The sequence below is a fragment of the Brachybacterium sp. NPDC056505 genome (assembly GCF_042794925.1).
Taxonomy (GTDB): domain Bacteria; phylum Actinomycetota; class Actinomycetes; order Actinomycetales; family Dermabacteraceae; genus Brachybacterium; species Brachybacterium kimchii.
Genome location: NZ_JBHTSV010000014.1, coordinates 1 through 23,275 on the forward strand (window position 1 = coordinate 1; position 23,275 = coordinate 23,275).

Genomic DNA, 23,275 nt, shown 5'->3' on the forward strand with positions numbered 1-23,275 from the left:
CCGATCCGCCGTGGCGGATCGGGGGCTCCTGTGCGTCCGGGGGATCCCCTCGGACCGGGCTCGGGATCAGGCGCTCAGCGCTCGTCCGTGCCCTTCTCGTCGGCGTCCGCCGGGGCGTCGCTCGGGGCATCGCTCGGGGCGTCGGCACGATGGGTGTTCTCCCCGTCGGCGCCGGTGTCCCTCGTCGGGGTCCCGTCGGGCTTGCGTCCGGTGGGCACGAGCTTCGGCTCGCTGTCGGAGTCCGAGGGCGCGGAGTGGGTGCGCAGCTGGAACACCTCACCGTCGTGGATGTCGATGCCGGCCGAGACCGAGTCGACGAGCACGGCGCGCGCGAGGCGGTTCTGCAGCACCAGCGGGTCCTTCGACATGTCCTTCCAGATCGAGATGCACAGCAGCAGCATCACGATCACGAAGGGCAGGGCTGAGACGATCGTGATGTTCTTCAGCCCGTTCAGGGCCTCGGCAGGATCGTCGCCGCCCGCGAGCAGCATGACCGCCGCGACGGCGCCGGTGGCGACGCCCCAGAAGATGACCTGGAACTTGCGCGGCTCCTCGGCGCCGTTCTCGGCGAGACCGCCCATGACGATCGAGGCGGAGTCCGCGCCGGTGACGAAGAAGATCGCCACCAGGACCACCGAGAGGACGACCAGAACGATGTAGATCCAGTGCGGGACGGGCATGTGGTTCAGCAGATCGAACAGGACGGTGTCGAAGTTGATGTCGTCGCCGGTCTGGGCGAGCTTCTTCGCGGTGTCGCCCGCCTGCTCGGCGCGCTCCTGCAGGCCGATGGCCCCGCCGCCGAAGATCGCGAACCACAGGATCGAGATGCCCGAGGGCACCAGCAGCACGCCGGTGACGAACTGGCGCACGGTGCGGCCGCGGGAGATGCGGGCGATGAACAGGCCCACGAAGGGCGACCAGGAGATCCACCACGCCCAGTAGAAGACGGTCCAGGTGGACAGCCAGCTCTGCACGTCGCCGCCGCCGTTCGCGGAGGTGCGCGAGGCCATCTGCGGCAGGTCCTTGATGAACTCGCCGATGGTGGACGGGATGATGTTCAGGATGAACAGGGTGGGCCCGCCGATGAACACGATGACCGCCAGCAGCACCGCGAGCACCATGTTGATGTTCGAGAGCATCTGGATGCCCTTCTCGATGCCCGAGACCGCCGAGGCCACGAAGCACGCGGTGAGCACCGCGATGATGATCACGAGGATCGGGCTGGTCACCTTGTCCATGAGGCCGGAGGCGGTGATGCCGCCGCCGATCTGCAGGGCGCCCAGGCCCAGGGAGCAGGCGGAGCCGAACAGGGTCGCGAGGATCGCGAGGATGTTGATGATCTTGCCGCCGACGCCGTTCACGGCGCGCTCGCCGAACAGGCCGGTGAACATCGAGGAGAACAGCTGGGAGCGGCCCAGGCGGAACGAGCCGTAGGCGACGCCCAGTCCCACGATCGCGTACATCGCCCACGGGTACAGGGTCCAGTGGAACGCGGTCTGGCCCATGGCGGTGGCGGCGGCCTGCGCGGCCTCCGGCTCGACCGTGTTGGGCGGCGGGGAGAGGTAGAAGAACAGCGGCTCGCCCACACCGTAGAAGATGAGGCCGATGCCCATGCCGGTCGCGAACATCATCGCGATCCAGGAGCTGGTCTTGAACTCGGGCTCCTCATCGTCCTTGCCCAGCGGGATCGAGCCGAAGCGGCTGAAGGCGACGACGATGACGAAGACGGTGAACACGGAGCCGGCGATGACGAACAGCCAGCCGAAGTTCGACATGGTGCCGTTGAGAAGATTGGTCGCGACGCCGCCGAGACCGGTGGGGCTGATGACGCCCCAGAGGACGAACGCGATCGCCAGGACGGCGGCGGGGAAGAAGACGAACTTGTCGAGCCCCTTGCGGCGGGGCGGCGGGTTCTCGGCAGAGGCCTTCGCGGCATCGAGCTGCTCGAGGAGCTGATGGGTATCGGTGTCGCTGCTCATACAGGGGTCTGCGGCCAGGAGGCTCGGCCGCATGTCCTTTCGTACGGTGGGGGCGAGGGACAAAATCCCTTCACTTTAACCCGCGCACCGGTGCGGGGCCCGGGGCGTGGACGCCGGGAGGCGATGGCCTGAGCCCCTGGGGGCCGACGAGCGCCAGCACATCGACCCCTCCGACGCGTCCGCCCATCCGTGCAGGTGGGACGGGCGGGCGACGGCTCGCGCACTGCTCCCGGGCGGCGATATGGGGGCGAGGACGATCGGCACCGGGCGCGCGGGCCGACGGTCGGGCTCAGCGCGCGGTGGTGTGAAGGATCTCCTCGCCGAGCGTGAGCGAGCGGACATTCCGCGCGATCCTCTCGTCGGCGCCGACGGGACGCCCGCCCGCGCCGTGCGGCGTGATGAGCAGCCGCGGCGCTCCCCACAGCGGGTCGTCGGCCGGGAGCGGCTCGGGATCGGTGACGTCGATGCCTGCGGCGCCCAGTCGCCCGTCCTCGAGGGCGTCGAGCAGGGCGTCCTGGTCGACGGTCGCCCCGCGCCCCACGTTCACGAGGATCGCGTGGTCCGGCAGCGCATCCAGCACCTCGCGGCCGACGGCTCCCGCGGTCTCCGGTGAGGCCGGGAGGATGTCGACGAGGACGTCGGTCCCCGGCAGGGCGGACATGACGTCGTCCGCGGCGATGACCTCGAAGCCGGAGCGCTCCCCCGCGCTGCGGGCGACCCCGCGCACGTGCGCGCCGAGGGCGGCGAGGATCGGGGCGAGGGTCTGCCCGATCTCCCCGAAGCCCCAGATCAGCACGCGGGCATCGAGCAGGGTGGTGAGGCGGCCCTCGGGGTGGAGGGGCTGCAGGCCGCCGAGCTCGCGCGACCACTCGTGATGCTCCTGGGCGATCCGCGCCTCGGGCAGGCGGCGCACGAGCGTGAGCAGCAGGGCCAGGGCGTGCTCGCTCACGGTGCGCGAGTGCAGGCCCGCGCCGGTCGCGATCACCACGTCGTCGGCGAATCCGGCGGCGAGGATCCCGTCGACCCCGGCGGCGAGGGACTGCACGAGGCGCAGGGACCCCAGGTCCCGCGCGGCGGACTCGAGATGGCGGCGCGAGGAGCCCCAGACGACGAGGACCTCGGCGTCATGGTGCTCGGCGGGGATCGGCTCGCGGGCGTCGACGACGACGGCCTCCCACCCCTCGGGCAGGGCGGGGTCGAGCTCCATCGTGTCCGGCAGCAGGATCTTCATGGCACAAGGCTAGGACGTCGGGCCCGGAGGCGCGGGCCGCCACGGCGGATCCGGACACCACATCGCAACACCGCATCGCACGGGAGCACCCTGCTGGGGGCGTCCGTCCGGGCGCACAGGAGAGGATCCCGGGAGCGCCCGGGAGCACTAGCCTGGGTGCATGCGCATCGGCCCGGCACTCCGTCCCACGCGCGCCCCCTCCACCTCGTCCTCCCGGCGTCTGCTGCGCGCCGTCGGCCGCCTCGCCCGGACCGTCCATGCCGACGTGGCACCGCGGGCCACCCGCCGCATGATCCGCCGCGCGGCGGGGCGCGTGGCGACCACGACCCCGCTGAGCGCCTCGGGCTTCCTGGGCGCGAGCATGGCCGGCTGGATCGCGACCTCGCCGAGCCTGCTGCCGCGCACCTGGTGGATGTGGGCGGCGAACTACGCGCTGTCCACGACGTACGGCTACGCCTCGGGCGTGGTGCTGGGCCGTACCGGCCGGATGCTCGTGCGACGCCTCCCCCATCCCGTGGCGCGCGAGCCCCTCAGCCCCCGGAACCGGGAGACGCTGCGCTGGGGCGGCGCGGCCGCCCTGGTCGGGATCACCGCCTACTCGTGGACCCGAGGGGCGCTGCGGCAGCGGGAGATCAGCGTGCTCGTGGACCGCGAGCCGAAGAACCTCGCCACGCATGCGGTGGGCACCGCCGCGGGGCTCGGGATCTTCGCCGGAGTGCTCATGGCGTCCCGCGTCGTGGGCGCGACGGCGCGCCTGTACCGGCTGCTGCTGCGCTCCTATCTGCCTCCGCTCGCCGTCGGCATCGGCTCCGCCCTGCTCACCGCGGCGACGCTCGCCGTCGCGATCGACCGCCTGCTGCGCGGCCAGGTGCTCGAGCGGATGATCGAGCGCGCCGAGCAGGCCAACCGGCTGCTCTCCCCCGACCTGCGCCGCCCCGCCTCCGAGCTGGTGTCCGGATCGATCGCCTCGAAGGAGAGCTGGGAGTCCCTCGGCGCCGCGGGACGGCGCATCGTCTCCTCCGCGGCGAGCGCCGAGGAGATCGCGCGGGCCACAGGGAGGAGCGCGCGCACGCCCATCCGCGTGTACGCGGGCAAGCGCTCCGACCGCACGCTCGAGCAGACCGTCGCGGCCGTGATCGCCGAGCTCGACCGCACCCGCGCGTGGGAGCGCGAGGTGCTCGTGCTGTTCACCGGGACCGGCACGGGGTGGCTGCAGGAATGGTCGCTGTCCGCGGTCGAGTTCCTCACCGGCGGCGACTGCGCGACCGCCTCCCTGCAGTACTCGGTCTACTCGAGCGCCCTGAACTACGTGCTGGACCGGCGCACCCCGCAGCGTGCGGGGCGTCTGCTGTTCGAGGCGGTGCGCGGGAGGCTCGATGCGATGCCCCCGCACGAGCGCCCGCGTCTGTTCGCGGCCGGGGAGTCGCTCGGCTCCTTCGCCGGCCAGGCGGCGTTCGGCGACGTCTCGGAGATGCTCGCGCGCATCGACGGCGCGGTGTGGACGGGCACCCCGGGGTTCACGCCGATCTGGCGCGAGCTCACCGAGGCACGACGGCCGGGCACGCCGGAGATCGCACCCGTGGTGGGCGACGGCGAGCACGTCCGCTTCATCACCGAGCCGGCCGATCTGCATCGCCCCTTCCACGGCCGCGGCCCGGCCTTCGGGCCCTGGCTGCCGCCGCGCGTGGCCTACGTTCAGCACGCCTCGGACCCCGTCGTCTGGTGGCAGCCGTCCCTGCTGGTGAGGAAGCCCGACTGGCTGCGCGAGCGCGTGGGCAGGGACGTCACCGGCGCCGTGGGCTGGGCGCCGTGGATCACCTTCTGGCAGATCGCGGCGGACATGCCGCTCTCGGCCGAGGTCGACGGCGGCCACGGCCACAGCTACCACGAGGAGGTCGTGCTGGTCTGGGCCGCGGTCCTCGGACTCGACCCGTCTGTGGACAGAGGGCGTGTGGTGCGCGCGATCCAGCAACGGCTGGGCGCGGGGTGAGGTCAGGCGTCCGCGACACCGCCCCAGTCCCTCATTCGCCGGTCGCGACCTCGCGGCCCTCGTCCGCGCTCCACTGCGACCACGAGCCGGGGAACAGCCGCGCGCCGGTGAAGCCGGCGCGCTCGAGTGCCAGCAGGTCGTGGGTCGCGGTGACGCCGGAGCCGCAGTAGACGATGATCTCGTCCTCGCCGTCCACGCCCGCGGACTCGAAGCGCTCGCGCAGCGCCTGCGGGTCGCGGAACCGCCCGTCGGCCCCGATGTTCCCCGCGAACGGGACGTTGATCGCACCGGGCACGTGACCCGCGCGCGGGTCGACGGGCTCGCTCTCGCCGCGGAACCGCTCGGATGCGCGGGCGTCGATGACGACCGAGCCCTCGCTTCCGGCGACGGCCTCGACCTCGTCGGCCGTCGCGGTGACGCCCGTCCCCCACGAGCGCGGGGTGAACGTGGCGGCGTCCGGTGCGGGGTCCTCCGTCGAGAGCTCGCCGCCGGCGGCCGTCCAGGCGTCGAGCCCTCCGTCCAGCAGCGCGGCGTCCACGCCGAGGGCGCGCAGCATCCACACCAGGCGCGAGGCCTGCGAGCCGTCGGTGTCGTCGAGGGCGAGCACGGTGACGCCGTCTGCGATGCCCGCCGCGCCGAGGGCGGCGGCGAAGTCGGCGGGGTCCGGCAGCGGGTGGCGACCGGCGTCGGGTCGTGCGGGAGCGGCGAGATCGGCACCCAGGTCGATGTACACGGAGCCGGGCACGTGGCCGGCGAGGAAGGTCGAGCGGTCCTTGGACCCGTCGAGCGCCCAGCGCACCTCGGCGACGCGCACCCCGGGCTCCTCGCGCAGAGCGCGGAAGCGATCGATGTCGATGACCGGGGGCAGGGCGGGCGCGGAAGTCATGGATGCCACTCTAGGAGCAGTGCCAGACTGTCGGGTATGAGGATCGCATTCCTGGGCACCGGACGGATGGGCACGGAGCTTGCCCTGCAGCTGCTGGGCGCGGGCCACGAGCTCGTGGCCTGGAACCGCACCCGCGAGCGCACGCGGATCGTCGAGAAGGGCGGAGCCCGCGTGGTCGACGCCCCCGAGGAGGCCGTTCAGGGCGCGGACGTCGTGGTCACGAGCCTGTTCGGCCCCGCCGCCGTCCGCGAGGTGGTCACCGGCCCGGGTCTGATCCCGGAGGGCGTGACCTGGGTCGACACCACGACCGTCTCCCCCGCCGACGCCGATGAGTTCGCCGACGCCGTCGCCGGCTACGTCGCCGCGCCCGTCGTGGGCACGCTGGGCCCGGCGCGCAAGGGCATGCTCGGGGTCTACGTGGGCTCGGCCGACGCGGACCGCCGGGCGCGGATCGCCGATCTCGTCGCCCCGTGGGCGGACCCCGATCGCCTCGTCCAGGTCGGCTCGGGCCGCGAGGCCGCGACGGGGAAGCTGCTCGCGAACCTCGCGCTCGCGGTGAGCGCGCAGGGGCTGAAGGAGGCGCTCGCCCTGGGCACGGCGTGCGGCGTGTCCGACGAGGCGACCCTCGACATGCTGGGCTCGACGGGCCTCGCGTTCATCGCGGCCATGAAGGGCCCGTTCGTGCGCGGCGAGCGCTCGACCGAGGGCGGTGACTTCACGGTCGACGCGATCGCGAAGGACGCCCGCCTCATGCTCGACACGGTGGCGGACACGGGAGAGGACGAGGACCTGCCGGCACTCCACGCCGCCCTCGACTCCCTCGAGAGCCAGCAGGAGGCCGGCCGTGGGAACGAGGACTTCTCGGCGATCATGGTTCCGGAGCGGTCGACAGTCTGACCGGTCGACGCACGGTGCTGTCGAGGGATGGTGCTGTCGAGGGACGAAACCGGCCGACGGACCGGGACGCCCTCAGATCCGTGCAGCCGCGAGTACACGCCGCGCGGAGACCCGCGGGTCCTCCGCCGCGTCGACGGCCGCGTCCTCGACCCGCGCGACCTCGAGGATCGCGCTGAGCTCGTCGAACCTCGCGAGGTGCCAGGCCAGAGCCTCCGGGTCCCGCTCGTGGCGCCGACGCAGGCGCGAACGGACCAGGTCCCGCGGGGCGCGCAGTCGCACCACGGTCAGCGGGCAGCCGAACGCCTCCTCGTAGTCGGCGCGGGCGCCGACCTCCTCGAAGACCCCGGCAGCGACCAGGACGCGCGCCCCGGTGCCGCGATAGACCGCGCACACGGCACGCAGGTTCGCGAGCTCCACACGGCTGTTGAAGCGGTCGCCCGCGGGGCTCGGCCACGACCTGCGCAGCCAGTCCAGGTCGAGGACGGCCCCCGGGATCCCGCGCTCCTCCAGCTCGTCCCCGATCGCGTCGGCGACGGTCGTCTTGCCGACGCCGACGGCGCCCGTCACCAGCAGCGCCCGCATGCCATCCGCCTCGGCGGGGCCGGCTCCCTCGGCGCTCACCGCAGCTCCTCCACGATCCCCCGTCCGGCCTGTCGACCCGAGAAGAGGCATCCGCCCAGGAAGGTGCCCTCGAGCGCCGAGTTGCCGTGGTAGCCGCCGCCCCCGAAGCCGGAGGCCTCGCCCGCGGCGAACAGGCCGTCGAACGCGCCGCCGCCCGCCGCGGGTGCGCGCTGCACGCGGCCGTCGAGGTCGGTCTCGAGGCCCCCGAGGGTCTTGCGCAGCAGCACGTGCAGGCGCACCGCGATCAGGGGACCCGCCGCAGGATCCAGCAGGCGGTGCGGGGCCGCGGTGCGGATGAGCCGGTCGCCGACGTAGCGGCGGGCGCCCCGGATCGCGGTGATCTGGGTGTCCTTCGCGAAGGGGTTCACGACCTCCGCGTCACGGGCCCGGATCTGCGTCTCGAGCCGCTCAGCGTCCACGAGGTCCTCCCCCACCAGGGCGTTCATCTTCTGCACGAGGCCGGGGACGTCGCTCGCGGTCACGAAGTCCTCGCCGCGGTCCAGGAAGGCCTGCACGGGCGGCGGCGCCCCGGGCCGCACCCTCCCCAGCACCGCGCGCAGGCCCTTGCCGGTGAGATCGGGATTCTGCTCGCTCCCGGAGAGCACGAACTCCTTCTCGATGATCCGGCGGGTGAGCACGAACCACGAGTGCTCACCCCCGCGCTCGCGCAGGATCCGCAGCGTGCCCGTGGTGTCGAAGCCGGGATAGGCGGGAGCGGGCAGCCGCTCCCCGCGGGCGTCGACCCAGAGCGACGAGGGGCCGGGGAGGATGCGGATCCCGTGCCCCTCCCACACGGGATCCCAGTTGCGCAGCCCCTCGGTGTAGTGCCACATGCGGTCGGCGTTGATCCAGTGTGCGCCCGCGTCGCGCGCCATCACCATGCCGGCGCCGTCGACGCTCGCGGGCACGCCGCGCACCACGTCCCTCGGCATGGTGCCCAGGCGCTGCGGCCACAGCTCGCCCACCAGGTCGGGGTTGCCGCCGATGCCTCCGGTGGCGAGCAGCACGGCGCCGGCCCGGGCCTCGAACTCGCCCGTCGGCCGACGGGTCGAGGCGACCCCGCGCGGTGTCGCGTCGGCCTCCAGGACGTGCCCGCGCACCCCGGCCGCGCGCCCGTCCTCGAGGATCAGCGCCTCGACGGCGTGGCGGGTGCGCAGGCGGATCCTCCCGCTCTCGCGGTGCGCGGCGAGGCGGCGCAGGAACGGCTCGAGCACGCCGGGGCCGGTGCCCCAGGTGACGTGGAAGCGGGGCACGGAGTTCCCGTGGCCCTCGGCGGTGCCGTCGCCGCGCTCGGCCCAGCCGACGACGGGGAAGAACCGCACGCCCATGCCGTGCAGCCAGGCGCGCTTCTCCCCGGCGGCGAAGCGCAGGTAGGCCTCGGCCCAGGCGCGGGGCCAGTGGTCCTCGGGCCGCTCGAAGCGCGCGGAGCCCATCCAGTCCTGATGCGCCAGCGCGAGGGAGTCGCGGATCCCCAGTCGGCGCTGTTCGGGGCTGTCGACGAGGAACAATCCGCCGAAGCTCCAGTGCGCCTGCCCGCCGAGGTCCGCCATGCCCTCGCGCTCGAGGAGGAGCACGTCGCGCCCGGCGTCGGCGATCTCGCAGGCGGCGACGAGGCCTGCCAGGCCCGCACCCACGACGATCGCGTCGGCCGCGACGTGATGCGCCGCGGGGCCAGCGGCGTGTGGGGTGCTCACCGCACCTCCAGCCGTCCCACGCGCTGCAGCGGATCGTCCTGGTTCGCGCCCGACATCGTGGCGCTGCGCTGGCGGTTCTTGTCGCCGACGTGGTGGTCGAAGGCCTGGAGGTTGCCGACCTGGATGTCGGTCTCGCGCTCGAAGCCGAACCGCTTGTCCTTGTTGCGGTAGTAGCGGTAGATGCCGCCGTAGATCGCGCCGAACACGGCCGGTCCCACGACGAACGGGAGCGCGAGGGCGAACAGCCCGCCCTCGGAGCTGCCGCCGTCGGCCAGCAGCACCTGCGCCGCGAGGATGGTGTCCATGGCCTGCTCCTCTCAGAATCCCTGGGTGAGGAAGACTCCCCAGCCCACGACCGCCGCGGCGGCGGTCGCGACCGCGCCGCCCGCGCAGGCCAGGCTGAAGATCCGCGGATGGGACACGGGGACGGACCCCATGGTCTTGCCGGTGCGGCCGTTCACCGCGATGTAGTGGACGTAGCTGCCCTTCGACGTCTGCTGGTAGTAGCTGTAGAGCCACACCGGGACGTACATCGTGATCCAGCGGGTGCCGCGGATCGCGACGCCCTCGCGCTCCCAGCGCACACCGCGGTCGTACTGGGCGATCGTGGGACGCGCCTTCTCGCGGGCGATCGTGAGGAACTTGTCCTCGACCCGCTCGTCGAGGTCGTCGATGTCCAGGTCCCGGCGCTCGGAGGTGAAGCGCGAGAGGTAGTTCGGGTTGAACACGAGCGCCTCGCGGGTGTCATACGGCTGGACCGCGTCGAGGATGTAGTTGGTCGCGGCCGAGGAGTCGGTGCGGTCGTACTGCCGCGAGGAGCCGGCGGTGAGGTCGTTGACCAGCACGTCGAAGCTGCGACCCAGCTCGTGGACGCTGGCGTCCCAGTAGCGCTCGGAGACCGTCTGGTCCTTCCCGACGCGGCGCTGGACCGTGTAGGTGCGGGTGGTGATCTCGCCGGTGCCGCGCAGGTCGGTGTGCAGGTTGCCGTCCACCACCATGTAGGGCATGTAGACGCCCTTGACGTTGTCCGGCACGAACTCCTTGACGAAGGTGCGGTTGGCGAAGGTGCGGCGGGAGTCGACGAACTTCTTGATCTGTTCGACCGCCTGCTCGCGGGTGAGCGTGAAGGGCAGCACCGCGTCGGGGACGGCGCCGTTGGGGATCTGATGGTTGATCGAGAGCACCTGGCGACACCAGTGGCAGCGGGCCTGCAGGGTCTCGTCGGACTTCACGACGATCTCGGCGCCGCAGCCCTGGCACTTGATGGTGACCATCGAGTCGCCGGCCTGGACGTCCTGGGCGCCGGAGGCGACGTGGTCGCCGCGCAGCTCCTGGATCGGGGTGTCGAGGTGGAATGCCTTCTCGGCGTTGTCCTCGTTCCACTCGTTGCGGCAGTAGTCGCAGACGAGCGCCCGGGACTCGATCCGGTAGTGCACGTCGGAGGACCCGCATCGCGGGCACTTGTCCAGCCCGTGGCTCTTGCCCCGATCGGTGTCGATGACACGGTCGCCCGACGTCGCCTCGTCGATCGCGTCCTGGATCTGCTCGGCGGGGGCGGGCGGAGGAGGCTGCGCGCCGGGGGCCGACGGAGCCTGCTGCGTCGGAGCGGGAGGCTGCTGCACAGGCGGCTGTGCAGGCGGCTGCTGCTCCGTCGGGGGCTGCTGCATCGGGGGCTCCTGGATCGGAGGCTGCGCTCCCGGCGCAACGGGCGGAGGCCCCGCGGGTCCGGTCGGACGCGCGGGGTCACCGGGCTGCTGGCTCATCGCGGGTCTTCCGTGGTCTGGTTTCGAGGTGCCAGGGGGCCGACGGCCGGGTCAGAGACCCAGCGCCTTCTTCTTGGCCGCGTCGTAGTCCTCCTGCGAGATCAGCCCCTGGTCCAGCATCTGCTTGTACTGGCCGAGCTTGGCGACCGGGTCCTCCGCGGCCGGAGCGGAGCCGGCGGACCCGTCGGCCGGAGCCCCGTCTGAAGCGCCTGCCGAGGCTCCCGCGGCCTGGGCCTGGGCGGGCTCGCCGGCGGTCTGCTGGCCCTGCTGCTGACCCTGCTGGTTCCCGAAGTTCAGTCCGGGAGGGGTCTGGGCCTGCGAGGGCTGCACGATTCCGCCGGTCGCGTTCATGCCCATGCCCATCATCGCGAGACCCTGCCCGCCGCCGTTCTCGCCGGCGCCCTGGACGCCGCGGGCGACGGCCTGGTTCATGAAGGACTGCGAGCGGTTGCCGGAGAGGGCGTCGGCCTTCTGGACGTCGTTGAGCAGCGCACGGGTGTTCTGGTCGTACTCGATCGAGGCGATCGCGACCTTCACGATCGCGAGGCCGCGGTCGCTCGACCAGCGGTAGTCCTCCTCGACGACGGCCGCGAGGGACTGCGCGAACCCGACGGCGTCGGACTGGATGCGAGTGATCCGGTTCCCCTTGTCGGGGTCGTTCGTGTAGCGGGAGAACGCGGCGGCGAGCGAGGAGACGACCTCGCGGAACAGCTGATTGCCGGCCGGGTTGTCCGGGTCGGAGAAGTCGAAGACCCCTGCGTTCTCGGTGATGAACGAGGCGGGCACGTAGTTGTGCACGAACAGCAGCGGGTCCAGGATCCGCATCGTGTACGACCCGCGGGCCAGCGCCCCGACCTGCGCGTTGAGATAGGCGTCGTCCCAGTAGATCTCCGACTGCGTGCCGAAGCGGTTGTCGGGGATCTCCTTGAGGTTCACGAAGAACGCGAGCTGCTGGGAGGTGGGGCGGCCACCGAACTTGAAGCGCTCCCAGCTCATGCCCACGGTCGAGGACATCACGTCGTCCCCGGCGAAGACGGACTTCGAGTCGGGCGCATCGCCCTGGAACTCGTAGCCGCCCGCCTCGGTGATGAAGCCGGTCGCCTTGCCGTCGAGCACCGTCACCAGGCCGTAGCCCTCGGGCACGAGGATCCGGGAGCCGTTGGTGATGATCGACTGCGAGCCGCGCACGTTCGAGCCGCGGCCGGCGTTGGTGCCGCGCGGGACCGCGGGGAACAGGGCCGCCGTCGCCGGGAGCCCGTCGGGCACCGTGAGGAAGTCCTTCCACTGATCGGCGAACATGCCGCCGATGGCGCCCTTGAATGCCTGGATGAAGCCCATGCTGATCTCCTTCGTCCCCCGGGAGGCCGGTCGTCATGTGATGCGGACCATGCTATCGACCGCCCTGAGCAGGAGCTGTGGAGTTCCCGAAGAAGGGGCTGTGCGCGGGCGGCGGGCGGCGGACGGTGGGCGTGAGACGCCGGGCCGACGGGATCAGACCGAGAAGATCTGCCCCGTCTCCACGCCGTCGACCGAGCGGACGACCGCGCGGGCCGCCTCGGCGACGGGGGTCTGCGGGAAGCCGGGGAAGCTCGAGTGGTAGCCGGTGGCCTCGGCGATGACGCTCGGGCTCACGGTGTTGATGCGGATGCCGCGGGGCAGGCCGACGGCGGCGGCGATCGCGAACGAGTCCAGCGCGCCGTTGGCGACCGACGCGGCGGTGCCGGTCTCGATGGGCTCCGCGGAGAGGACTCCGCTGGTGAGGGTGAACGAACCGCCATCGCGCACATGCGCCGCGCCGAGCGTGACGAGGGCTATCTGGCCGAGGGCCTTGTCCCCCACGCCGTCGCGGAAGTCGTCGAGGGTGAGCTCGGTGAAGGGCTTGAAGGCGACGACGCCGGTGGTCGAGACGACCGCATCGACATCGCCGATGCGCTCGAAGAGGGCCTCGATCGAGGCGGGGGCGGTGAGGTCGACGTGCTCGCCGCTGCTGCGCGAGGCCCGGATGACCTCGTGGCCTGCAGCTTCGAGGGCGGAGGCCGCCTCCGATCCGATGAGTCCACGGGCTCCGACGACGAGGATGCGCTTGGTCATGTGCTGGGGTCCTTTTCTTCCGGTCTGCTGTCGCGTCCATTCTTGCGCGCGGGCGGCCGGTGTGGGCCGGCGCGTCGGCCTGGGTCGGGGCGTCCGGGCGGAGCCAGAACCGGCGCGCGGCCCCGTCCGCCTCGCCTCAGGCGCGGAAACCGAACCTCGCCAGGTCCTTCTTCCGTCCCGAGTCCTGCAGCGAGAGCAGCTCGGCGTAGATGCCGCCGGATGCCGCGAGGTCCTCCGGGGCGCCGATCTCGTCGACGTGGCCGTCGCGCAGGGTGACGATGCGGTCCACGCTCGCGATCGTCGAGAGGCGGTGGGCGATGATCAGCGAGGTGCGTCCGGCCATGAGCTCCTCGAGCCCGGCCTGCACCTGCCGCTCGGCCTTGGTGTCCAGGGCCGACGTCGCCTCGTCGAGCACGAGGATCGGGGCGTCCTTGAGCATCGCGCGGGCCACCGCGATCCGCTGGCGCTGACCGCCGGAGAGCCGCAGTCCGCGCTCGCCGATCACGGTGTCGTATCCGCCGGTGAAGCGCTCGATGAAGCGGTCGGCGTTCGCACGGCGGGCGGCCTCGCGGATCTCCTCGTCGGACGCATCGGGTCTGCCGTAGGCGATGTTCTCGCGGATCGTGCCGGAGAACAGGGCGGCGTCCTGGAAGACCACGCCGATCTCGCGGCGCAGCTGGCCCAGCGGCAGGTCCGTGAGGGGGTGCCCGGCGATGTCGACGCTTCCGGTGCGGGTCTCGTAGAGGCCGAGCAGCAGGTTCACGATCGTGGACTTGCCGCCGCCGGACTCGCCGACCAGGGCGACCTTCTCCCCGCGGGCGACGTCGAAGGAGACCCCGTGCAGGACGTCCTCGCCGTTCTCGTAGGCGAAGCGGACGTCGTCGAAGGCGACCATCGGTGCGCCGAGGACGGGCACGGGAAGATCCTCCGCCTCGAGGCCGTCGGCGCCGGGTGCGGCCGCCACGTGCGGGGTGCGCGGATCCACGGGCGTCTCCATGACGCGGAAGTAGTCGCGGGAGCCCGCGATCGCGCGCTGGGACGAGTCGATCACCCAGCTCATCGACTGCACGGGGTCGCGGGCCATGTTCATGAGCTGGATCAGCAGCACCATCTGGCCCAGCGAGAACTGGCCGCGCGCGGTGAGCACGAAGATGATCGCGTAGATCGCGAAGAAGATGAGGTTCAGGACGCCGCGGCGCAGCACGTCCATGCGGTGCCAGTGGGCGGACTGCTCGGAGGTGAGATCGTCGGTCGCCTCGAAGCGCCCCCGGAAGCCGTCGAGCTCCGAGCGCTCGCGCACGAAGGACTTCACGACGCGGATCTGGCCGATGACCTCGGCGAAGCGCCCGCCCGCGTGGTCGACCTGCTCGTTCTTCGCGCCCTCGAGCTTCTGCCACTTCTTCGAGGTCAGCGCGGTCAGCCACACGTAGACCGGGAAGATGATGAGCAGCAGCACCGCGAGCGGCCAGAAGTAGAAGGCGGAGATGCCCAGGACCGCGAAGGTCGTGATGAGCATCGTCGCGAAGGAGTTCGAGAAGGTCTTCGCGAAGTTCGAGACCTCGGCGATCGAACGGTTCAGGCGCGAGACGATCGTGCCGGTCAGCTCGGTGTCGAACCAGCGCTGCGGCAGGGCGAGCAGCTTGTCGAAGTAGCGCACCGAGAGGATCGTGCGCAGGCGGTTGCTCATGCGGTCGCCGTAGTAGCCGCCGAGGTTCGACAGCAGCGTGTTCGCGAGCTCCGCGAGCAGCAGCGCGAAGGCGAGCCAGAGCACGGTGCGGGTGGCGGAGGCGGCGTCGATGCTGCCGCCCACGGCGCCGGTGACCACGTCGGTCGCGTGACCGATGATGAAGGGGACGGCGAGGCCGGTCAGCGCGGTGACGACCGAGCAGAGGACGATGAGGAGGTAGAGCGGGGACAGCTCACGGGTGAAGCGCACGATGCGCACGAGGGACGACACCGTGTCAGCCTAGGTGTCGGGCTCCTCGGAGGACCCGCCGCTCCGCTACCAGCGAAGCCCCGGACAGATCCCGCGGGCCTCGTCCACGAGCCGGGCTTCTAGGCTGGACGCATGAGCCGCGACTCGATGACTCCCGCCCCCGACCCCTGGCATGTCTCCGACGTCGACGTCGATCTCCACCTCGAGCTCCTCGGGCTCGAGCGCTCGGAGCCGGACCTCGCTCTGCTCGCCGAGCTCCATCGCCGGCACGTGCACACGTTCCCCTTCGCGAACGTGGACGTGCTCCTGGGCGATCATCCGGGGGTGGCGCCCGCGACCGTGTCCCGCCGGCTGCTGGTCGAGCGCACCGGCGGGTACTGCTTCGAGCACGCCCAGCTGTTCGCCGCGACGTGCGAGTCGCTCGGGTTCACGGTGACCCGGCGTCTGGGACGCGTGCACAGCCCGGTCAACACCCGCACCCACATGGCCCTCGAGGTGCGGCTCGACGACGAGAGGCTGCTCTGCGACCCCGGTTTCGGGCTCTCGATCACCGAGCCGATGCGGATGTCCGACGGCGCCGTGCGGCACGAGGCGCACGGCGAGTACTCGCTGCACCGGGACGAGGCCGGCGGGGCCGAGACCTGGGAGCTGCGCCGGAACGGCGAGACCGCCCACGTGATCGACACCCTGCCCGTGGTGCCGGCTGATGTGCGGGGCGGGCACGTGATCACGTCGACGGACCCGGACGCGGGCCCGTTCACCCACCGCCTCATCGTCTCCCGCTTCACCTCGGAGGGGCACCACAGTCTGGCGGACACCTCCCTGACCATCCGCAGAGCGGAGCGCCCCACGGAGCGCCGGGAGCTGACGCCCGCGCAGTCCATCGAGACGGTGCGGGAGCTCGACGTCTCCCTGAGCCCGGACCGGGCCGCGGGGCTGCGGCGCACGCTGGAGGCGCGCGCTGGAGACGGGACTGCGGCGTCGCGGTGACCCGTCAGTCGCCGGGTTCGTCCGGGGAGCGACTGGTGCCGATCAGTCGGCCGAGCGTCGTCCGCTCCCCCGCTCGCCGACGCCGCACGAGCCCCGTGGCGAAGGCGTAGGGGACGAGCATCGCGAACCCGACGGCGCTGGTCAGCAGGATCGCGATGACGATCTCCCCATGGTGCTCAGCGCCGCGGGCGACCAGCAGGGCGGCGGCGATGTTGCGCTGACTGGTGAGGATCCCGGGCCCGTCGGGAACCCGCAGCGTGGGTCCCGCCTGCTCCCCCGCGATCCGGCCGGCGATGAAGGCGAGGGCCACGATCCCGATCGCGACCAGCAGCGAGGGCGAGACGAGCAGATCGAGGACGAGCCCGGAGTTCGCACCGAAGCCCGAGAGGAACATGAGGACTGCCGCGACCGCCGCGACTCCGCCGGCGAGGCGTCCCAGCGAGTCGGCCCGACGCGGCAGCGCACGGGCGACGGCGACCCCGAGGATCATCGGAGCGAGCATCGTCCCCAGGAGCAGGGCCGCGACGGCGAGGGCATCGACCTCGACGTCGCGCATGAGCAGCGGCACGACGATCGGCATGTACACGACCGTGCCCAGGAGCAGCACGGCCATCGGCCCCGCGGACTCGTCGAAGGGGATGCGGGCCATCGCGCCGAGCTGCAGCACGAACGGTGCGCCCGCAGCGCACAGCACGATCACGAATCCCTCGGAGACGCCGCCGGGCACCCAGGGGCTCAGCATCCAGACGATGAGGGTGCCGACAGCGGGGACCACCACGAAATTGGCCATCAGCACGGCGATCACGCTCCTGCGATCGCGCAGCTGGCGCCCGAAGGTGTCCAGCGGGGTGCGCAGTCCCATGGAGAGCATGCTCGCGATCGCGAAGGCGGGCACGGAGATGGAGATGACGAGCTCCAGCAGATCCTCGATCGCGCTCAGCACCTGTTCAGCCTAGGCCTCGCGGGCCCTGGCGGACATCCGGGTACCCCGAGCATCCGCGGGGATCCGCCCACCGGCACGGGCCCCCGGGGGCGACGCTCAGGGCCGCAGCAGAGTGCGGAAGGCGCTCAGCGTGCCCTCGAGATCGATGTCGGGCTCCAGCAGCCACTGGATCTGCAGGCCGTCCGACGCTGCGACGAGCAGGGACGCGATCTGCGCGGGATCGACGTCGGAGCGCAGCTCCCCCGCCTCCTGCTCGGCGCGCACCCGTGCCTCGAGCGCGACGCGCAGGTGCGCGAAGCGGGAGGTGAAGTAGTCCTTCGCCTCGGTCGACCGCGCCTCGAGCGAGGCCGCGACGAGCGTCGAGTACAGCTGCACGAGGCCGGGCACCTCGAGGTTCTGCACGGCCGCCTGCACCATGACGTCGACGGCCGACGAGGGCTCGGGCAGGTCCGGGTCGTCGTCGCGCGCGGCCTCGGCGTGGGCGTAGACCGCCACCAGCAGCTGCTCGAGGGAGTCGAAGTAGTGGCGCAGCGCCGCGTGCGAGACGCCGATGGCCTCGGCGATGCGGCGCAGCGAGGTGCCGTCGGCCCCGCGCTCTCGGAAGACCTCGATGGCGCGGTCCAGGATCTGGCGCCGTCGGGCCATGCCCTTGGCGTAGGCGCCGGGTCGGCCGATGGTCGCCTGCTCCTCGACGTGCGCCTCAGCGGGCGCGTCGTGCGCCGGGTCGGGCCGTCCGGGAGCCGCGTCGCTCCCCTCGCCCTGCTCGCTGCTCGTCATGGCCCGCACCATACCCCGAGAAAACCTCCACACGGTACTTTTCCGTGCTAGCGTGACGCCGTACGCACCCATCACCACTCCTGAAGGAAAGAAGGGCACCGTGGCTCTCCCCCTCGGCTCCGTGCAGCTGTACACCCTTGCTCAGCAGTTCTCCGACGACATGGGCGGCTCCCTCGACAAGCTCGCCGCGATCGGCCTGAAGAACGTCGAGGCGTTCGACTTCGTGCGCCGGCCGCGCGAGATCCGCGCCGCGCTCGACGCGAGCGGCCTCGCCTCCCCGACCGGCCACGCGCCGCTGCTCTCCGACGAGCTGTGGACCCCGGACGGCTCCATCCCCACCCCCGCCAACGAGGTCGTCTTCGAGGCCGCCGCCGCGATCGGGATGACCACCGTCATCGACCCCTTCGTGCCCGTCGAGCGCTGGCTCACGCAGGACGGCGTCAAGGACATCGCCGAGCGCCTGAACGCCGCCTCCGAGACCGCGAAGACCTTCGGGCTGAGCGTCGGCTACCACAACCACGCGCAGGAGTTCCTCGCGAGCTTCGACGGGAAGACCGCGTACGAGTACATGGTCTCCCTGCTCGACCCGAGCGTCGTCATCGAGCTCGACCTGTTCTGGGCGATCGTGGGCGGGCAGAACCCGACCGAGCTCGTGCGCTCGCTCGGCGACCGCCTCGTCGCGGTCCATGTGAAGGACGGCGTCCCGCCGCAGGGCAACCCCTTCGCGCCCGACGCCCCCGACTTCGACTCGGCGAGCCTCGACCAGCGTCACCCCGGTGAGGGCGAGGTGCCCACCGAGGACGCCCTGAAGGCCGCCGGCGACTCCCTGAAGTACGCCGTCATCGAGTACGACCACACCCCCGGCGACGTCTTCGAGGACGTCGCCGCCAGCTTTGCCTTCCTGCGCGACGGAGGATTCATCGCATGAGCACCACCCGCAGCACCGGCGGCCCGATCGGCGTCGGCTTCATCGGCGTCGGCGTCATCTCCGACACCTACCTGGAGAACCTGAGCTCGTTCCCCGACGTCGAGGTCCTAATCCTCGGCGATCTCGACGTGGAGCGCGCGAAGTCCCAGGCCGCCAAGCACGGCGTCCCCGCCTCCGGCACCGCCCAGGACGTCCTGGACCACCCGGACGTCCAGATCGTCGTCAACCTGACCATCCCCGCCGTGCACGCCGAGGTCTCCGCGAGCGCGATCGCCGCCGGCAAGCACGTGTGGACCGAGAAGCCGCTGGGCCTGGACCGCGCGTCCACCGCACAGCTGCTCGAGGACGCGAAGGCCAAGGGCCTGCGCGTGGGCTGCGCGCCCGACACCGTGCTGGGCCCGGGCTTCCAGACCGCCAAGCGCGAGATCAACAAGGGCACCATCGGCACGCCGCTGTTCGCCCAGACCTCCATGCAGTGGCAGGGCCCCGAGGTCTTCCACCCGAACCCCGGCTTCCTCTTCGCCAAGGGCGCGGGTCCGCTGCTGGACATCGGCCCGTACTACATCACGGCGCTCGTGAGCCTGTTCGGCACCGTGGACACGGTCGCGGCCATGGGCCTGCGCGCGCAGCTCGAGCGCACCATCCAGGTGGGCGACCGCGCCGGGGAGACCTTCCCCGTCGAGGTGCCGTCCACGCTCTCGCTGCTCACCAGCTTCGAGGCCGGCCAGCAGGCGAACTCGCTGGTCAGCTTCGACTCGCCGCTCGCCCGCCAGGGCATCGTCGAGATCCACGGCACCGAGGGCTCGATCTTCCTGCCGGACCCGAACATGTTCGAGGGCTCGATCTCGTACGTGAAGCCCTTCGAGTCCTTCGGCGAGGCGCCGCCCGTCCAGGAGCGCATCGAGATCCCGCAGGAGGGCACGGTCACCGGCCGCGGCCTGGGTCTGCTGGACATGGTCCGCGCGATCGCCGAGGACCGCCCGCACGTCGCGAGCGGCGAGCTGGGCTACCACGTCCTGGACATCATGCTCTCGGCCGAGGAGTCCGCGGCCAGCGAGGAGTTCGTGGCCGTGAAGAGCTCGGTCTCCGAGGTGCCGACGGTCCCCGTCGACTTCGACCCGTTCGCGTCCACGATCTGACCCACGGCAGCACACACGGCCGGGCGGCGCGCCTTCGCGCGTCGCCCGGCTGTGTCATGCGCCCGGCTTCAGTGGTTCAGAGGTATGGACGCGTGATGAGCTCCAGATAGTGGCCAGAGGGGTCCAGGAGATAGACGCCACGGCCCCCATGCTCCGTGTTGACCTCTCCGGGACGGGTCCTCGTGTGGTCCGCCCAGTGCTCGCGCCCGCTCTCGCGGATCGAGGCGAGAGCGCGGTCGAAATGCTCGTCGTCCAGCAGGTATGCGTAGTGCTGAGGCGGGAAGTCGATCGGTGGGGCGGCGAACTGGAGCAGCACGCCGTTGCCGATGGTCAGGTTCTGGAACACGCCCCAGGAAGGGGCCTCCTCCGCTTCCAGCAGGTCGCGGTAGAACGAAGCGAGTCCCTCAGGGTCGCGAGTGGCGATGATGGTGTGGTTGAAGTGCGCGGTCATGGTTCTCCTCGGTCGGTGCGCGGGGTCGGGTGGGTCGACGGCCTGCGCACGACGGGAGGGGCGCGGATCAGGGACCGACCAGATCGCCTGTCCGGGAGCGGCCGCAACGGGCCTGACTGGTCATCATCGTCGGCGACTCTACGGCGGCGCCTCCGGCCCGTCCATACCTCGTCCCGCTACAGCCACCCGTTGTCGGTGGCGCGGCGCACGGCCTCGGCGCGATTGGCGACGCCCAGCTTCCCGATCGCGCTCGAGACGTGGTTGCGCACCGTGCCCTCGGAGAGGAACACCCGCGCGGCGACGTCGGCCGTCGAGCCGCCGTGCGCGCAGGCGCGCAGCACCTCGGTCTCCTTCGCCGAGAGCGGGTTGGGCCCGGCGGCCAGCGACTGCGCGGCGAGCTCGGGATCGACCACGCGCAGGCCCTGGTGGACGCGGCGGATCGCGTCCACCAGCCGCTCCACGGGGGCATCCTTGATCATGAAGCCGTCGGCTCCTGCCTCGAGGGTGCGGCGCAGGTAGCCGGCGCGCCCGAACGTCGTCAGCACGATGATGCGGGTGCCCGATCCCCGCAAGCGCTCGGCGACCTCGAGGCCGTCGGTCGGCCCCGCCCCGCCGTCCGCCTCGGTCCCGGCGGGCATCTGCACGTCCAGCAGCAGCACGTCGGGATGCTGCGCGGCGACGGCGGCGAGGGTCCCGGCGCCGTCCGCGGCCTCCGCGACCACCTCGATGTCGGCCTCGAGGCGCAGGAGGGCAGCGAGGCCCGAGCGCAGCAGGGCCTGATCGTCGGCCAGGGCGATGCGGATCGGGGCGCCGGGCGCGGCGGGTGCGTCAGGCATGGGTGGCTCCTTCGTCGAGCGGCCGACGGGCGGGCGCGAGGTGCGCCGTGATCACGGTCCCCGTGCCGTCCTCTCCCGGGGCGACCACGAGCTCTCCCCCGCCCTCCTCGACGCGGCGGGCGAGGCCGTCCAGGCCCGAGCGGCTGCGATCGCGCGGGATGCCCACGCCGTCGTCGGCGACGCTCACGCAGTCCTCGTCCACACGGATCGTGCAGCGCGTCGCGCGGGAGTGGCGCACCACGTTCGTGATGCCCTCGCGGATCACGTACCCGAAGAGCTCCGCGCGGGCGTCGTCGAGCTCGGGCAGCGCCGCGGGGACGTCGGCCTCGATGCCGGCGGCCGTGAGCACGCTGCGGGCCGAGGCGATCTCGGTGGCGGCGCGCACCTCCTGCATGCCGCTCACGGTCGCGCGGACGTCGGCCAGGGACTGGCGGGAGATCCGCTCGACCTCGGAGATCTGGGCCCGGGCGGCCTCAGGATCCGATTCCAGCAGCCGCTGGGCGAGCTGGGCGGAGACGGTGATGGTGGTGAGCGAATGGCCCAGGATGTCGTGGAGGTCCCGGCCGATGCGCTCGCGCTCGGCGGCGACGGCGAGGACCGCGTTGCGCTGCTCGGCGCGCGCGAGGCGCTCGGTGAGGATCTCGCGCTCGATCCCGTACCCGACACCCAGGGAGATCATGAGCCCGACGAGCGCGAGGATGATCGAGATGTACTGGCCGGTGAGCACCGCGAGGAGGCAGACGGCGAGGGTGAGCGGGAGGATCACCACCCGGGCGGTGCGCCAGGGCAGCGCGATGGTGTGCGCGATCTGCACGAACATCACCATGTAGAGGACGTTCACGCCGATCGCCGGGACGAACAGGGCGACCAGCAGCCACACCACGGCGATGAAGCCGTACCCGAAGCTCGGGCTGTACGCCTTCACCCCGGGCAGGAGGAGGAAGGCCGCGCTGAAGGCGAGGGACAGCACGATGATCGCCGTCGTGCGCACCGGGGTCGGATGGTCGAACGCCGGGATGATCACGAACAGCATGAACAGCAGCGAGGGCGCCGTGTAGAACATCGCGCCCGATTCGACCGCAGCCCGATACAGCCCGCGCAGCGTGCGCGGATGCTGCTCGTCGCCGCGTTCGAGGGGCGGTGCGGTCGCGGCGAGCTCGTGCCTGCGGCGCGCGGAGCCGGTCAGTCGTGCTGGCGCCATGGGGTCTCCTCCTCGCGGACTGGCACCGATTCTTCCAGCATTCCTCCGCCGTGCCGCTCAGCGGCGCGAGGCGGAGCGCGCCGCGCGACCCAGCAGCAGGGCCGCGATCAGCGCGAGGCCGAGGGTCCAGGCGGCGAGGGTCACGAGGCCGCGCATCGGGAAGTCCTCGCCGATGATGCCCCAGGTGCCCAGCTCCCCCACCCAGTACGTCGGGGTGAAGCGGGAGATGGACTGCAGCCAGCTCGGGAACATCTCGTAGGGGAACCAGAGCCCGCCCGCGACGGCGAGCAGCATCATGCCGATCGTGGTCGCGGCGCCGACGGCACTGGGCTTCAGGGCGAGTCCGACGACGAGGCCCAGCAGCACGAGCGGCAGCATGCCGATCCACAGGGCCAGCAGCGAGCGCACGGCCTCCAGGGCGTCCAGATGGATGCCGGCGACGAGCGCGCCGGCGAGGTAGACGCCGATGAGTGCAGGCAGCACGACGGCCATGGCGGCGACCATCTTGCCGAGGACGAAGCTGCGCGGGGTGAGGCCCGCGACCATGAGCTGCCTCAGCCAGCCGTTGGTGCGCTCGAGCTGGATGATCGCGCCGGCGTTCACCGCGGCGCCGAGTCCGCCGTAGGCGGCCATGCGCACCATGATGAAGGTGCCCACGGTCTCGCCGCCCTCGCCCATGGCCTCCTTCCCGAAGATCTCGTTGAACATCAGGAACATGAGGATCGGGAGGGCGACGGTGAAGAACAGGAACATGCCCTTGCGCAGGGTGGTCGTGGTGGAGGCGAGCGCGAAGCGCGTGGTGCGCCGCAGCTGGCTCGCAGGGGCGCCGCGACTCGCGGTGGCGGCTGTCGACGGAGCATAGACGGCGGTGGATGCGGTGGTCATGGCGTCTCCTGGAGGGTGGGGCGGGCGGGGAGCTCTG

Annotated in this window: 21 protein-coding genes; 5 read left to right on the forward strand and 16 right to left on the reverse strand. The window is 71.9% G+C overall.

What is annotated here, in order from left to right; translation table 11 throughout:
• Positions 1–74 precede the first annotated feature (74 nt).
• Both ACFQ53_RS09385 and ACFQ53_RS09390 read right to left on the reverse strand, forming a co-directional pair.
• Entirely contained in the window at positions 75–1,979 is a 1,905-nt protein-coding gene (locus ACFQ53_RS09385; protein ID WP_377858608.1) for a BCCT family transporter, read from the reverse strand.
• Positions 1,980–2,268: 289 nt separating this feature from the next.
• The gene (locus ACFQ53_RS09390) at positions 2,269–3,210 is read right to left on the reverse strand and encodes a phosphoglycerate dehydrogenase (RefSeq protein ID WP_377858611.1); all 942 of its coding nucleotides are present in this window, start codon (positions 3,208–3,210) and stop codon (positions 2,269–2,271) included.
• Between the two features lie 160 nt (positions 3,211–3,370).
• Here ACFQ53_RS09390 and ACFQ53_RS09395 point away from each other — a divergent pair, with 160 nt between their 5' ends.
• Positions 3,371–5,200, forward strand: coding sequence for an alpha/beta hydrolase (locus ACFQ53_RS09395; RefSeq protein WP_377858614.1), 1,830 nt, complete (start codon positions 3,371–3,373; stop codon positions 5,198–5,200).
• A gap of 31 nt (positions 5,201–5,231) precedes the next feature.
• Here the strand turns inward: ACFQ53_RS09395 and ACFQ53_RS09400 are convergent, their stop codons facing one another.
• The gene (locus ACFQ53_RS09400) at positions 5,232–6,086 is read right to left on the reverse strand and encodes a sulfurtransferase (RefSeq protein WP_377858617.1); all 855 of its coding nucleotides are present in this window, start codon (positions 6,084–6,086) and stop codon (positions 5,232–5,234) included.
• 36 nt (positions 6,087–6,122) lie between these two features.
• Between ACFQ53_RS09400 and ACFQ53_RS09405 the strand changes: the two genes are divergently transcribed.
• A complete protein-coding gene (locus ACFQ53_RS09405; protein WP_377858620.1) occupies positions 6,123–6,983 on the forward strand; it encodes an NAD(P)-dependent oxidoreductase in 861 nt (286 codons plus the stop codon).
• A 72-nt stretch (positions 6,984–7,055) separates the two neighbouring features.
• On the opposite strand, the gene ACFQ53_RS09410 is transcribed toward ACFQ53_RS09405, so the two are convergent.
• The 7 genes from ACFQ53_RS09410 to ACFQ53_RS09440 all read right to left on the reverse strand — a co-directional run bounded on the left by ACFQ53_RS09410 (position 7,056) and on the right by ACFQ53_RS09440 (position 15,109).
• Entirely contained in the window at positions 7,056–7,604 is a 549-nt protein-coding gene (locus ACFQ53_RS09410) for an AAA family ATPase (RefSeq protein ID WP_377858623.1), read from the reverse strand.
• Positions 7,601–9,298: an FAD-binding dehydrogenase gene (locus ACFQ53_RS09415; RefSeq protein WP_377858626.1), complete on the reverse strand. Its 1,698-nt coding sequence runs from the start codon at positions 9,296–9,298 to the stop codon at positions 7,601–7,603. Before ACFQ53_RS09415 ends, ACFQ53_RS09410 begins: the two co-directional genes overlap by 4 nt.
• Positions 9,295–9,603, reverse strand: coding sequence for a hypothetical protein (locus ACFQ53_RS09420; RefSeq protein WP_249478600.1), 309 nt, complete (start codon positions 9,601–9,603; stop codon positions 9,295–9,297). Before ACFQ53_RS09420 ends, ACFQ53_RS09415 begins: the two co-directional genes overlap by 4 nt.
• A 12-nt stretch (positions 9,604–9,615) precedes the next feature.
• Positions 9,616–10,965 carry a TFIIB-type zinc ribbon-containing protein gene (locus ACFQ53_RS09425; protein ID WP_377858631.1) on the reverse strand — a complete coding sequence of 450 codons (1,350 nt, stop codon included), beginning with the start codon at positions 10,963–10,965 and terminating at the stop codon, positions 9,616–9,618.
• Positions 10,966–11,112: 147 nt separating this feature from the next.
• Positions 11,113–12,399: an SHOCT domain-containing protein gene (locus tag ACFQ53_RS09430; protein ID WP_377858633.1), complete on the reverse strand. Its 1,287-nt coding sequence runs from the start codon at positions 12,397–12,399 to the stop codon at positions 11,113–11,115.
• Positions 12,400–12,552: 153 nt separating this feature from the next.
• On the reverse strand, positions 12,553–13,152 hold the full coding sequence (locus tag ACFQ53_RS09435) for a short chain dehydrogenase (protein ID WP_377858642.1): 600 nt from the start codon (positions 13,150–13,152) through the stop codon (positions 12,553–12,555).
• Positions 13,153–13,288: 136 nt separating this feature from the next.
• A complete protein-coding gene (locus ACFQ53_RS09440; protein WP_377858646.1) occupies positions 13,289–15,109 on the reverse strand; it encodes an ABC transporter ATP-binding protein in 1,821 nt (606 codons plus the stop codon).
• 111 nt (positions 15,110–15,220) lie between these two features.
• Between ACFQ53_RS09440 and ACFQ53_RS09445 the strand changes: the two genes are divergently transcribed.
• Positions 15,221–16,078 carry an arylamine N-acetyltransferase gene (locus tag ACFQ53_RS09445; RefSeq protein ID WP_377858649.1) on the forward strand — a complete coding sequence of 286 codons (858 nt, stop codon included), beginning with the start codon at positions 15,221–15,223 and terminating at the stop codon, positions 16,076–16,078.
• Positions 16,079–16,082: 4 nt separating this feature from the next.
• On the opposite strand, the gene ACFQ53_RS09450 is transcribed toward ACFQ53_RS09445, so the two are convergent.
• Both ACFQ53_RS09450 and ACFQ53_RS09455 read right to left on the reverse strand, forming a co-directional pair.
• On the reverse strand, positions 16,083–17,021 hold the full coding sequence (locus ACFQ53_RS09450) for a bile acid:sodium symporter family protein (protein WP_377858651.1): 939 nt from the start codon (positions 17,019–17,021) through the stop codon (positions 16,083–16,085).
• Between the two features lie 96 nt (positions 17,022–17,117).
• On the reverse strand, positions 17,118–17,798 hold the full coding sequence (locus ACFQ53_RS09455; protein ID WP_377858653.1) for a TetR/AcrR family transcriptional regulator: 681 nt from the start codon (positions 17,796–17,798) through the stop codon (positions 17,118–17,120).
• Between the two features lie 100 nt (positions 17,799–17,898).
• On the opposite strand from ACFQ53_RS09455, the gene ACFQ53_RS09460 reads away from it, so the two are divergent.
• Entirely contained in the window at positions 17,899–18,726 is an 828-nt protein-coding gene (locus ACFQ53_RS09460) for a sugar phosphate isomerase/epimerase family protein (RefSeq protein ID WP_377858656.1), read from the forward strand.
• Positions 18,723–19,865 (forward strand): Gfo/Idh/MocA family protein, encoded by a 1,143-nt coding sequence (locus tag ACFQ53_RS09465; RefSeq protein ID WP_377858659.1) that lies wholly within the window; start codon positions 18,723–18,725, stop codon positions 19,863–19,865. Before ACFQ53_RS09460 ends, ACFQ53_RS09465 begins: the two co-directional genes overlap by 4 nt.
• Positions 19,866–19,941: 76 nt before the next feature.
• On the opposite strand, the gene ACFQ53_RS09470 is transcribed toward ACFQ53_RS09465, so the two are convergent.
• The 4 genes from ACFQ53_RS09470 to ACFQ53_RS09485 all read right to left on the reverse strand — a co-directional run bounded on the left by ACFQ53_RS09470 (position 19,942) and on the right by ACFQ53_RS09485 (position 23,238).
• Positions 19,942–20,316: a VOC family protein gene (locus ACFQ53_RS09470; RefSeq protein WP_377858662.1), complete on the reverse strand. Its 375-nt coding sequence runs from the start codon at positions 20,314–20,316 to the stop codon at positions 19,942–19,944.
• A gap of 176 nt (positions 20,317–20,492) precedes the next feature.
• Positions 20,493–21,152, reverse strand: coding sequence for a response regulator (locus ACFQ53_RS09475; protein WP_377858665.1), 660 nt, complete (start codon positions 21,150–21,152; stop codon positions 20,493–20,495).
• A complete protein-coding gene (locus tag ACFQ53_RS09480; protein ID WP_377858669.1) occupies positions 21,145–22,353 on the reverse strand; it encodes a sensor histidine kinase in 1,209 nt (402 codons plus the stop codon). The genes ACFQ53_RS09475 and ACFQ53_RS09480 overlap by 8 nt, the downstream gene beginning before the upstream one ends.
• A 57-nt stretch (positions 22,354–22,410) precedes the next feature.
• A complete protein-coding gene (locus tag ACFQ53_RS09485; protein WP_377858672.1) occupies positions 22,411–23,238 on the reverse strand; it encodes an ABC transporter permease in 828 nt (275 codons plus the stop codon).
• Positions 23,239–23,275 lie beyond the last annotated feature (37 nt).